Here is a 12,745-nt window from a genome sequence, read left to right on the forward strand (position 1 = left end):
TGAATAATTGAATATCGTGCTTATGCATTTTCGAGTGCCAGATTAAATTATGAATGTTGTGTCTGAATATGCTCTTGATTAGCATGACAGTATGGGGAAATCAATCGTATATGGAGGTCGTTGGATGAGCGTGATATCAGGCAAGGAACCCCCCGTTTCACATGCATCGCAAAGCTGGGATGCCAGCACTCGGTCACTGAATTACGATTATAACGGCAGTCGCTTACTGTCGATGAGCATTCCAGAGGGGATAAAGCCTTATTATCGGGAAGTATCAAACGGCAATATCCAAAGCAGCCCATTGATCCAGCAGCTCTACTTGGCATTGGATAAACCAGCTGTGGTCAAAGTCATCGTTTATTTGAGTAAAGAAGCGATAAACATGAGGCCGAATCGTGCTGTAAGAGGGCAAGCCATACTTGGACAGGTCGGCAAACCGCTGCTCTCTGGGGTTAATGGCTTGTACGATGTTCTACAGGATTTGTTGATCGATTGGCACGGAGCAGGATGGAGGTGGACAAAATCGCGCTTAGAGCAGAACGAAGATGGGAACTGGCAAGCTGAACTCGAAATAGAAGGGGGCTTACGGCCTTGGATCGTCAATTTACGAATGCATTATTATCGGATGCATCTTCACTACGAGTACCATAAGCCTTGGCAATGGCGTCCGCAATTGCAGCCGATTACCGGCTGGAGTTCATGGGAGGCATTCGCACAACAGGTAACCGGGGAGGATATTGAACGTACGGCTTCATTTTTGGAAACGCACTTCAAGCCTTATGGTCTGACTCACATGCAGATTGATGACGGGTTTCAGCGTGAGGCTATTCCGCCAGAGAGAGATGGCATCGTTGCTGACGCTTGGCTATCGACGAACGCACGCTTTCCTGATGGACACAAGGGTATAATTTCCAGCATCGTGGGGAGAGATTTTCAGGCGGGCATATGGACGAGCGCGATGGTCACGAATCCTGAGTTCGTCGCTGCGCATCGCGACCGTTTCGAGCGGGATATCAACGGCGATCCGCTATATGGACAATGGATTGAATACGTGATCAAGGCAGTGCCAGAAACGCTTGCAGAGCAGGTTGCGCCACTCTACAAGGGATTGAAGGAAATAGGCTACAGCTATTTCAAAACAGATCAAATTCGTCACTATCTATACGAAGGTTTGCACAAGGCTGTCCATGAAGGATGTATTACGAGCGAAGAGGCATCTCGCAGCTTGCGAGCTTATCTCCAATGTGCGCGAGAGCAGCTCGGGGAGGATGCATATTTTCTAGCATGCTGGGGCGTGTTAACAGAAGCGGTCGGAATCGTCGATGCTTGTAGAATTGCAGGGGATTCCAATGCGAGCTGGACAGCGATTTGCAAGCAAATGGTGGAGACAGCAAGGTGGTATCACACGCAGCGAATTTTGTTCTTGAACGATCCTGATTACGTTTGCGTGCGAACAGAGAAAGACTGGGGGCAAACGCTTCTATCGCTCGTATCGCTAACAGGCGGCTTGATGATTATTAGCGATGATACAGACCTGTACGATAGCGAAAGGATTCGCTCCATTCAGCGCTGCATCCCTTCGCTGCCGACGATGACAGGTGAAACCGGCCCACTTGATATGACTTTTCCATTGGACTTAACTTTTCCGCAGCAAAATGCTAGTCAGACGAGGGAAGAGTATGCGTATGCGATATTGGGTTTGAACGACGAGATGCGGGAATCGTATGTGACGGCATCGCTCTGGGCCATTCATTTCGACCTTCCATTTCGCCGCTGGTGCGTAGCTGGCCGATTCGCGATTGTTCCGCTAACTGAGGTTAAACTGGAGCTTGAAGCATTGGCCTTGGATCCGAGTGACGCATATCATGCATTCGATTTCTGGAAGCAAAGCTATATGGGCAAGTTTTCTGTAGCGATCGCGTTAGATCCATTAGAGCTTGGGGCTTGCCAAATTGTCGGGTTATGTAAAGCCGAAAACCGACCACAATTAATCGGTTCTTCCCGCCACGTTAGCATGGATGCGGTTAGCGTGCTCGACGAATGCTGGGACAATAACTGCTTGCGGCTCGAGCTGTGCGGAGCGAGAGGCATGACAGAGCACTACTGGATAAAGGTACCGGCTTCGTACACACTTGAGGAGCATTCCGGGATCGGACTCGCGATTGCGATAGATGACAGCGCTTGCGAAGAAGGCTGGTTGTTGACATTGTGCATCCGTTTCGAGGCAGAGAGTGGAAAAGTTTTTCTTAGCTTCAAAACATGATGCGGATTAGACCATCGTTGTCCTGTTAAGGCAATCAATTGCAAAGAAGGTTTGGGTATGTTGTGGATCGCTGTATCGTTGGTTCTCGTGTCAGGCACAATGAATGCTCTATGGAATCTATTCACTAAGAAAAGTAAGCATAAGCAAGCTTATCTCTCCCTCATTGTCATTGCGGCGAACGTGCTGCTTATTCCCTTATTACTGACACAATTGGTGAGCAGGAGCTATCCGCCGGAGGTTTATGTTTTATTGTTGCTGTCCATGACAGCACAAGCGACCTATGCATGGATGTTATCCAAAGTGTACGCGTTAGGTGATTTGTCGCAGGTTTATCCGATTCAGCGTGGTACGGGAGTGCTGCTTATTCCTTTGATTAGCGTCATATTTATGGGCGAGCGATTATCTTTATGGGGATGGATTGGAGTCAGTATTATATTTATCGGCATATTGGGACTAAGTGAATGGAAGAGGGTCCCCTCAGCAGGTCAGGCTTTCCAGATGAAGCCTATATTGACCGCTGTGGGAGTAGGGTTATGTATTACTTCTTATGTGCTCATTGATAAAATGACTTTGCAATACGTATCTCCTTTGATTCTGATTTCGGTTTCCAACTTTGGTTTTATGCTAGGAAATAGTCGAACGATGCTGAACGTACAAGTGTTAACGGGCGAGTGGCGAAGAAATAAACGAATGATCCTGCTCGGATCAATCCTGATGCCGGGCTCATATTTCTTGTTTCTCGTTGCGATGGAATTAGCACCGGTGTCCCACCTGGCTCCGATTAGGGAAGTGGGTACGGTCATGGCTACTTTGCTGGGAATATGGATACTAAAAGAAAAAAGCGGGTTCAGAAGACTTGTGACAGCTTCTGCGATAACAGCCGGTATTATTGTAGTTGGAATGAGCGGATAACAAATAAAGGAGATGATTAACGTGAAGGAATTAACGAAGAGAGTAATTGTTATCGGCTTGGATGGCGCCGGAAATATGATCGATCAAGCACGTACTCCGAATATCGATCAAGCATTGGACGGCGGATTTATTACTTACGCTGCCCAAACAGTGATTCCGACCATTAGCGGGGAGTGTTGGGGATCTATGTTTCATGGGGTAAAGCCTGAGCTGCATGGCTTGACGAACGAAAGAGCCGAGAAGAGCAAGTATCCAGCCGATTCGCCTTATCCTTCTTTTATGAGACTCGTCAAGGAAGCCGATCCGTCTGCTGTAATCGCCTCGTTCAGCGCATGGAAGCCGATTAATGACGGAATTATTGAAGAGGGGGTTGCTACGTATATTGCAAACGTCCATGCTGATAAGCATCTGGTTCGAGAAGTAGCCGGCTTTACCGAAAAGCATTCGGACTTCAAGGTCATGTTCATCCAATTCGACGGAATCGATGGGGCGGGACATAACTTCGGTTATGGGTCGCCGCTATACTTGGAAGTCATTGAAGAGACGGACGAATTGGTGGGTAACATTCTTTATCTTCTTCGGAATAAGGACTTGTTGGAGGAATGCCTAATTATATTTCTCGCGGATCATGGCGGGGGCGGCGAGGATCCGTTGAATCACGGCAGCGATCATCCGAAGGATGTGACAATTTTCTGGGGCTGCGCAGGCCCGAACGTATCCACCCCTACCGAGGCGAGGCCGATTCGCATAGAAGATACTGCTGCTGTCGTCGTTAAAGCGCTCGGTTTAGAGGCACCGAACACCTGGTCAGGCCAAGTTCCCGCAGGCTTGTTCAAGGAGGCAGTCGAGTGAACCGCCTTAATCAGGACATAGAAATTCCAGTGTATTTCCGTTCAGAGCTTTCGGCAGTGGCCCAAAAGGCAACAAAAGATCAGGGAGATGCGATCGTACGATTGCTCTTCTATACGGATCCGCATCATATGTCGGGAGGCAATCAGCTTCAAGCGGCCGCGGCCATCAGGGGATTGGCGCAATTGCTTCCACTGGATGCGATCGTGTGCGGCGGAGATTTCAGTGAGAACGGCCCGAAAGAGGAGGTCGTGCAATCGCAAAGAGAAATTCTTAATACGCTTCGTGTACCGGAGTGTCCCACGTTACCGGTCAAAGGCAACCATGACGATAATTCCATACATGATTTCTATCGAAAAACCGGAAGTGTAGAGCATGTGATCTGTCCTATTGAATCTTACGAGAATTGGCTTAAACCGTTGGAAGGCACGGTAACATTCGATAAAGGGAACGAATGCGGCCTCTATTACTACTATGATATCCCGGACAAAAAAACGAGGATCGCAATGTTGAACAGCATCGATATTGTCTACAAAATAAAAGCGGACGGGATGCTGCAGCAAAACGGGCAATGGGAATACGCCTTCTCGGACAGGCAGGTCGATTGGTTCGAACATAGGGTGTTCGATTTTACCAGTGTACCGGAAAGCGAAAACTGGAAAGTTGTCATTTTCTCGCATCTGCCTATTATTCAACGTGGGGTTAAAGGGTACGTCGACGGAGAAGTTGAGAACGGTGAGAAGATTTGGAAAATCATCAAAACAAACCGTAAACACGTCGTCGCTTGCCTGTTCGGACACGTTCATATCGATCAGGTGCTGTATCATGACGGTATCCCGATGATATCTACGCTTAACGCGGTCAGCTACAGAAATTATGACGAAAGCCCCGAAAGGACGGTCGGTACGGTGACTGAGACGGCGTTCGATCTCATCAGCATTGATTACGCGAAGGGCGAATTGCGCCTTACCCGGTTCGGAGCGGGAGTAGACAGGATCATAACCTTCGAAACATAAAAGCTCGGCAGTGCCGGAGCAAAGCAGCAGGGAGGCCGTTCAAAGCAGCGGCCTCCTTACTAGTATCGTGTTCTGTTTATTTCTATTCCTGCTGTAACCTGACATGCTGCGTGGGCGTCGTCCCGGATATTTTCTTGAAATGCCGGATGAACGTTCCAGCATTCGAGTATCCGACTTGTTCCGCGATATCCTTCATGGTCATATTCGGATGAGATTGGATAAGCCGGATTGCAGCTTGGATGCGAACAAGGTGCATGTAGTAGTTTAAGTTATAGCCGGAGTGCTTCTTAAAGTATGTCGATAAATACACGTGAGTGATAGCCAGATGATCGGCAATTAGCGTTAACGATAAGTCCGGATTAGCATAATGCTTGTCAATATATTGGTTGATCTGCTCCAGAAGAGGCGTAATCGGCAGGGCGGATCGCTTAGCCACGAGAAAATATCCCTCTTGGATCTGCCGGAATAAATACTGGAGATGGTACGTATGCGAAAATGCCGGCGGAACGTCCCACACCTCTTCGACGCTGATCTTCTTACTGTTCATGATGACAAGCAGCAGGTCGTGGAGGTAACGAAGCATGTTCCGGAACTGTTCAAATGTTAAATTTTTGAACGTCTTTTGTATCGTTTTATCGAAAAATTGCTGTAGCGTTTCTGTATTTCCTTTGAGGGTATAGTTGACAAGTTCTTGCTCCTTATCGATGGACAAGTGGATGACCGCCGCTTGATCGCTGTTCCGATCTTGATAGAGAATGACGCTCTTTAAATGGGCTAGATTGGGGACATGCTTGTCAATTGCATCAGTCGATTCACGAAGCGCTTTGCCGATGTCCTCTAGTCGCGTATGAACGGAGCTGATACCGCAAAATACAAGCATATTGTCTACCGGATCAGGACAGCTATCAAAGACGCGGGAAACAAGAGCTTCCAATGCGTTCGTGTCGGAGCAGCTTGTGATAAATATAGATTTATCGCTATGGGCATGCAGTCGAATGTACGGTCGGGATTGACTTAACGCCGCTTCCAGTAAGGGAGCATACAAGGTAACGGATTGGCCTTGGCTGTTTTCTTCAATGACGGTGAGTATGGCGTAGGAATCATACTTCACGGACAGCATTCGGTTTATGTGGGGCTTCATCGTATAATTCTCGTCCGTTGACAGCCGAAGCAGCGCGTTATGCTCCAAGATGTCGGCTTGCTCCGTGATCTCCTGTTTCATGGAGACTGTGGCGGAATTTAGTTCCTTGAACGTATCCGAGAGAATCGCAAATTCATTTTTCGTAGCAGGGCCCGTCGTCCATTGATTGAATGTTCTCGCCATGAGCCTTAGCGGCCTGAACATGGACCAGTTGACGAACAGAAATCCCAAATTAACGGCGAAGAAAAGGGCAAACAAGACGAAGGTGTACCCGTTGGCCTTTTTAAGCTTTTCCTGCATCTGGCTTTCCGAGAACAAAACGGTGTAAGTGAATAATGGATCTGTTTGAGAAATAGGCGTATATTTATTTCCATTAATGATAAGCGGACCTTTTAGCACAGGAAGCCGTTGCTCGGCGATTGCTGGATCAAGTGTCGCTGTACTTACAAAAAGTTGATTTTCCCTATCGCTTATCACGATAACATTATCAAGCAACATAGTCTGATTGTTCAGATAAGCGAGCAGCTCGGCTTTGGCGATTTGTACGAATATATAGCCTTCCGGGAATAGCCGATATGAGAACACGATAGTATTGCGGAAATTATACAGTTGCTCCAATTCGTTTTGCAGCAGACAACGGCAGGTTTCACCACCGTTTTTAACATCCAGATTCTTATAGAAGACGCTCAAACTACGGGTTCCGTCACTGCTGATCACCAAGTCCTGATTCGGGAAGTAAGTGGAGATTTGCGCCCGGAACGGAAGCTGCAGATTCGATTGCGTTATTTTGTTTTTGTATGCCATTAACGTGGGGTAATAAGACCGTGAATTTTTGGGATTGTTGGACAGGAGCTTCGTATCCAAGCTAACGCTGAAATTATAAATCATGTTGCGAATCTCCAACCATTCACCAGACAAGTCCCCGGACAATTGCTTCAGGAAGCCTTCATTCGTTCGCACAACTTGTTCCTTGACGTTTGTTTTCAAATACGAGTAGTTGAACCCAAGCAGCGTTGTGAGCAGAATGATAAAAATCATGTTGACGATGAGCAGCTTAAACAGAACGCTGCTTCTGTGATATCGAGTGGAAACAGTTCGGAATAATCTGTTCAAGTTGTAAACCTCCCTTTTTTCTGTCTATAAGGTAGATCGGTTTCTAATCTTTATTTTGTAACCGCTTGCATAAAGCGGGTTGCGCTTTCCATCATTATAAGGGGATAATTCTTGGCTGTCATGCGCAGCTGAAATATTGAACAGCACATTAATAAATGACATTCCCATATTTCGTATGCAGGAGCGATTTTCGTTCTTTCACATACAATCGATTTTCGATCGAAATGAAATTATTCAAACGATATTAATAGTTGATAATTGCTTGAAATTCATCATCTCCCGTATGCTGAGGTCACCAAGAACGATGTGGGCTTGGTGAGATGATCAGCTGCATTTCGAAAGGGCTTACATTTTATTGACATTATGTATATGTGTACTGGAGGGGTGAAATTTGCAGAATCAACAGCTTGCGCATAATCTGCAACTCAGAAAAAAACAAAGCTTTCTGCGAAAATGTTGGAAGCAGCGCTACTTGATCCTAATGGTGCTGCCTGGATTTCTGGTTATTCTAGTTTTCAAGTATTTACCCATGTATGGAATTACAATCGCCTTCAAAAGTTATGACGCATCGTTGGGCTTTTTGAGAAGTCCTTGGGTCGGCTTCGACCATTTTAAGGCGTTTTTTGATAGTCCAATGAGTTGGAGGATTACTAAAAACTCGCTATTGCTTGCTTTTTATTCTTTGATTTTCGGTTTTCCGGCTCCAATCCTATTCGCTTTATTATTGAATGAACTTCGCAATAAATTTTTTAAGCGGGCTGTGCAAACGATTACTTATTTCCCGCATTTTCTATCCGCGGTAATCGTTGTCGGCTTCGTTCATGAATTTACTTCAGTAGAGGGGATCGTCAATAAAATTCTGTTTTGGTTTGGGGCGGAACCAAAGACGCTGCTGTATATATCGGAAGCTTTCCGGCCGATTTACATTAGTGCGGGTATATGGCAGGAATTGGGTTATGGAGCCATCATCTATTTGGCAGCGCTTACTGGTGTCGATCCGGCGCAACACGAAGCAGCGGTCATAGACGGCGCGAATCGTTGGCAGAGACTGAGATACGTCACATGGCCGGCAATTATTCCCGCGACAGCGGTCATGCTCATTCTGAAGCTAGGAAGTATTCTAAGCACGGATTTTCAAAAAGTGCTTCTCATGTACAATCCAAAAATTTACGAAACGGCGGACGTTATCGAAACTTACGTCTATCGGGTAGGCGTGCAAGGCGGACAGTTTGAATATGGCACCGCGGTCGGTTTGATGCTCTCCGTGATCAGTCTTGTTTTAATTGTATTTGCGAATTACTTTTCCAAGAAAGTATCTGAAAACAGTTTATGGTAAGGGGGGGGATACATTGAAAGTATATAATGAAGGGCTTGGGTCTAAAGCTTTCGATATTATTAATTACACGATTATGATCGTGCTATGTATTGTTATGCTTTATCCGCTATTAAATACGTTTGCTGTTTCGATTAGCGATCCCACCTTAGTTGCTCAGGGCAAGATTACTTGGTATCCGCGAGGATTTGACTTTAACAGCTACAAATTCATTTTACAGGATAAAAACATCTTGAATGCTTATATGAATACGATTGAGTTCTTAGTCATCGGCACTTTTCTTCAATTGCTGCTGACCTCCTTATTCGCCTACCCGTTAGCAATCAACGAATTCGTATTTCGTAAACCGTTGGTCTTTTACGTGATCATAACGATGGTATTTAGTGGGGGACTTATTCCGCACTTCCTTCTTATCAGGGATTTACATTTGTTCAATACGATATGGGCGATCGTGCTGCCAGTTGCAATGAGCGCATTCAATATCATCATTTTCCGTACTTTCTTCCAAGATATTCCCAAGGAGTTGCGGGAATCCGCTTACCTTGATGGAGCGAATGATCTCGGCATTCTGTTTCGCATATATATGCCATTATCCAAGCCGCTGCTGGCGACATTTGCGCTATTCGGTGCAGTCATGTTCTGGAACATGTGGTTTGAACCAATGATCTTTCTCAATGACGAAAGCAGTCATCCCATCCAGTTGCTCTTGCGCAGGATGGTAATCGAACTGAAGGATGATACGAGTTCAGGCGGGTTGCAACGATTCCTCGAGACGTACAATCTGAATACCAAAAACATTAGGATGGCGTCTATCATCGTCACGATATTACCGATTCTGTTCGTCTACCCGCTATTGCAGAAGCATTTTGTGTCCGGAATGATGATCGGTTCGGTGAAAGGCTAACAGCGGTTGATCTGAAATTAAACATAGATTAACAAATACTATTCATGGAGGGGTTATGCTTTGAAGAAAAAAATGGTTCTAGTGCTTAGTTTTCTGCTCGTTGCGACACTCGTGTTTGCTGGCTGCAGCAAAGGAGACAACAAACCGTCAGAGCAAACAAACAACAGCAATTCCGGTGAGACATCCAAGCCATCCGAACCGGCTGAGGAAACGATCAAGATTAACGCTTACATGTCCAGCTTCGGGGACGATCCGAAGGATACCGAGCTCTATAAGCTCTGGAAGGAAAAGATGGAAGCACATATCGGCAAAAAGCTTGATATTAAATGGATCTATGTGAACAGTGACGACTATCCGGAGAAAATAAAATTGACGCTGGCCAGCGGCGATACACCGGACATTATGTCGGGTGTGAAGGATGCCGAGGTCATGTTCCAATTCGGCAACCAAGGGTCCCTCTTGGACATTGCGCCTTACCTGGACGAGTACGCTCCAAACTATAAAGCTTATTTGGAGTCTACAAAGTTCTCGGACAAGAGTATGTATACACCGGAAGGCAAAATGTTTTTCTTCGGGGATGGATTCCGGAACGATACGGGGTTAGCGGGTTCCGCATACCCAGCGTTATACCGGTTCGATGTTTTCCAAAAACATAATATCAAAGTTCCGGAAAACTGGGATGAATTCTACGATGCGGCCGTTAAGCTAAAAGAGCTGTATCCGGATTCCTATCCGGTCAATTCGCAGGAATGGCCAAAATTCATAGACGCGTTAGCTCTCTCGAACCATACGAAAAGCGATATTTACTGGAACGGCGAGAAATACGTATACGGACCGACTGAGGAGTCTTTCAAAGAAGGTTTAATGTATATTCGCAAATTGTACGACGAGAAGCTGCTCGATCCCGAGTTCCTGAGCCAGTCTCAAGATCAATTGAAGGCGAAAGTAACGACCGGCAAGTCCTTCATGCTTCCGTTGGCGTGGGCAGGTTGGTGGGAGCAATATTCCGTTCCGGACCAAGGCGTCTCATGGGGAGCAGCGGTCAATCCGAAAAACGAAAAGTACGGCGATCAGTGGGTGTTGGGGCCGGCCCTCTTGGGTCATACCATCTATGCCAACTACGGCGTCATGGTCTCCAAAAACACGAAATATCCGGAACTTATCGTCAAGATGCTCGATTATCAGTATTCGGATGAAATGATTGATTTGATGCATTGGGGCGTTGAAGGGAAAACCTACCAAGTGGTCGAAGGTAAAAAGGAATTCATCAACAAAAACGGAGACTGGCAAGAGAAGAAAGACTTAAATGGTGATGGTACAACGCGTCAAGGTTTCGTCTTCGCCCCGCAAAATTATTCTACTGACTATATCGCTTATAAAAAAGTGCAATTTTTCGCCAAGGGTCAGTTCGAGGAGATGCGTCCTCAAGAGGGAATGGGCAAATTCACAAGTTCGGAAACGGCCATTGCTCCGTATGAACAAGCACCGGTCGTTCGTCTGAGCAAAGATGACGAAGCGAAGAAAGCACAAATCATGACCGCGGTACAAACGTATTTGGACGAAAATATTTATAAATTCCTGCTTGGCGAGAGAAATCTCTCCGAATGGGATGCATTTAAGAAGGAGCTTTCGGATATTGGCGATTATCAATCGATCGTGGATATGATGAACGCTCAAGTATCCAAGTAAAAAGAAATGCGAAGCCTGACAGCGTCGATGTGTGGCGCTGTCAGGTTTCTTCATTACAGAAAGGAAGAGGCCAGGATGACTAACTCAATAGATACTAATGAAGCGTGGAGAACCATTCCGGGGGATTATTACGATTGGCAAGCAACGATGCAGCCGGAGAGCCCTTACAATTTCGATTATAGTCAGACGCTGACGATGAAGCTGGGCATGGCGATTCCGGACGGTAAAGGCGGGTCGAAGGTGTTTTGTACGTTTGAACAGGCACTTCGATATATTGTGGACATCGATCGACTTACCAGAGGCATTCCAAAAATCATTTATTTGGTCGGATGGCAGTATAATGGTCACGATGACAGATACCCTGCCTGGGATGAGGTGAATGTCCATTTGAAGAGGCCGCAGGATTCGACTGCGAGGGACAGCTATTTGTGGTTGGCGGAAGCAGCCAAACGTTATAACACAACAGTTAGCGTTCATGTCAATATGACGGACGCCTACGATAATAGCCCGCATTGGGATCTTTACATGGAGCATGATCTGATTTCGCGTAACGAAGATGGTTCTTTGCTGCAAATCGGTAACTATAATAATATGGCTGCCTATCAAATTTTTTATAAGAAGGAATGGGAGAGCGGGATAATCGTCCAGCGAATCGAGAAGTTGATCTCGCTGTTGGAGCTTGATAAGGCCGGCACGGTACACCTGGACGCTTATTTTCCGAGAGCGAATGTATTCCGAGGCGTCTCCCAGGAGGAGGAGTCCTCCTACATGCGTCGGACGATCCGCTATTTCCGAAGTCGCGGGATAGATGTGACAAGTGAAAATTTCGCCCATCATCGCAACGATCCGTTCATCGGATTGCAACCGTGGTGCTGGTGGTTTGATCAGAACCAGGAGAAGCATTTTCTGGAGAGACCCGCCAAGCTGCTGAGCGGAGCTGCTATTCGAGATTACTCTATACCGGGCATTCCGCGCAGACATGATCTGGAGTTCTTGTTCGGCGCGGGCGTGCATGGTGAGGATGTATTCTGGGATCTTGACAACGAAGTTTCACGCGAGGATTGGCACGATATCTTCATGGAGCAGATCTGTACAAGAATGCTTCAATACCAGTATTTGAATTCGCTTAATCGCATTCGGATAGAGGGCGAGGGCGATAACAGGGTCGTTCATTATTCGGGAGGGCATTCCGTTCATCTAGCGGATCACTCCGTTCGTCGAGACAGCAAGCCGCTGCGCGTAGGAGACGACGTGCTGTTCCCTGCTTTATGGCAAGAGCAACCGGAATTAATCGCATTTAGCAAGAGTGGTTACTCGAAGAAGGCTTGGTCGCTTCCGCCTGATTGGAACGAAGTAGCTGCCGTTGATATCTACCGAATTACGGCTGAAGGATTATCGGAAGCGCAACTTGGTCAACGAATTGTGGGAGGGTTGCTGGAGCTTTCTCTAGCGCCGGGAATGGCGATATCAATCATTCCATCGCAGCAATAAATAGAGAATGAGCGGACGAAGGAGACGAGGGGGC

The 12,745-nt window shown here is 46.6% G+C and carries 10 protein-coding genes; 8 read left to right on the forward strand and 2 right to left on the reverse strand.

The features are described 5' to 3' along the window. Positions 1-124 precede the first annotated feature (124 nt). The 4 genes from AC1DM9_RS04135 to AC1DM9_RS04150 are packed head-to-tail and all read left to right on the forward strand — an operon-like array spanning position 125 to position 5,040. Positions 125-2,263, forward strand: a complete 2,139-nt coding sequence (locus AC1DM9_RS04135; protein ID WP_477578681.1) for an alpha-amylase family protein — start codon at positions 125-127, stop codon at positions 2,261-2,263. 57 nt (positions 2,264-2,320) lie between these two features. Then, positions 2,321-3,175 (forward strand): EamA family transporter, encoded by an 855-nt coding sequence (locus AC1DM9_RS04140; protein ID WP_441880393.1) that lies wholly within the window; start codon positions 2,321-2,323, stop codon positions 3,173-3,175. A 21-nt stretch (positions 3,176-3,196) separates the two neighbouring features. Next, the gene (locus AC1DM9_RS04145; protein WP_441880395.1) at positions 3,197-4,027 is read left to right on the forward strand and encodes an alkaline phosphatase family protein; all 831 of its coding nucleotides are present in this window, start codon (positions 3,197-3,199) and stop codon (positions 4,025-4,027) included. Then, the gene (locus AC1DM9_RS04150; RefSeq protein ID WP_441880397.1) at positions 4,024-5,040 is read left to right on the forward strand and encodes a metallophosphoesterase family protein; all 1,017 of its coding nucleotides are present in this window, start codon (positions 4,024-4,026) and stop codon (positions 5,038-5,040) included. Before AC1DM9_RS04145 ends, AC1DM9_RS04150 begins: the two co-directional genes overlap by 4 nt. Before the next feature lie 82 nt (positions 5,041-5,122). On the opposite strand, the gene AC1DM9_RS04155 is transcribed toward AC1DM9_RS04150, so the two are convergent. Both AC1DM9_RS04155 and AC1DM9_RS04160 read right to left on the reverse strand, forming a co-directional pair. Next, positions 5,123-7,294 (reverse strand): helix-turn-helix domain-containing protein, encoded by a 2,172-nt coding sequence (locus tag AC1DM9_RS04155; RefSeq protein WP_477578684.1) that lies wholly within the window; start codon positions 7,292-7,294, stop codon positions 5,123-5,125. A 24-nt stretch (positions 7,295-7,318) separates the two neighbouring features. Beyond that, the gene (locus AC1DM9_RS04160) at positions 7,319-7,456 is read right to left on the reverse strand and encodes a hypothetical protein (protein ID WP_441880401.1); all 138 of its coding nucleotides are present in this window, start codon (positions 7,454-7,456) and stop codon (positions 7,319-7,321) included. A 229-nt stretch (positions 7,457-7,685) separates the two neighbouring features. Between AC1DM9_RS04160 and AC1DM9_RS04165 the strand changes: the two genes are divergently transcribed. The 4 genes from AC1DM9_RS04165 to AC1DM9_RS04180 all read left to right on the forward strand — a co-directional run bounded on the left by AC1DM9_RS04165 (position 7,686) and on the right by AC1DM9_RS04180 (position 12,711). Continuing rightward, positions 7,686-8,630, forward strand: a complete 945-nt coding sequence (locus AC1DM9_RS04165) for an ABC transporter permease (protein ID WP_441880403.1) — start codon at positions 7,686-7,688, stop codon at positions 8,628-8,630. Positions 8,631-8,643: 13 nt separating this feature from the next. Further along, a complete protein-coding gene (locus AC1DM9_RS04170; RefSeq protein ID WP_441880405.1) occupies positions 8,644-9,531 on the forward strand; it encodes a carbohydrate ABC transporter permease in 888 nt (295 codons plus the stop codon). Positions 9,532-9,591: 60 nt separating this feature from the next. Beyond that, positions 9,592-11,220: an extracellular solute-binding protein gene (locus AC1DM9_RS04175; RefSeq protein WP_441880407.1), complete on the forward strand. Its 1,629-nt coding sequence runs from the start codon at positions 9,592-9,594 to the stop codon at positions 11,218-11,220. Positions 11,221-11,295: 75 nt separating this feature from the next. Continuing rightward, positions 11,296-12,711, forward strand: coding sequence for an endo-alpha-N-acetylgalactosaminidase family protein (locus AC1DM9_RS04180; RefSeq protein WP_477578687.1), 1,416 nt, complete (start codon positions 11,296-11,298; stop codon positions 12,709-12,711). Positions 12,712-12,745 lie beyond the last annotated feature (34 nt).

The organism is Paenibacillus sp. 01T431 (genome assembly GCF_056398625.1).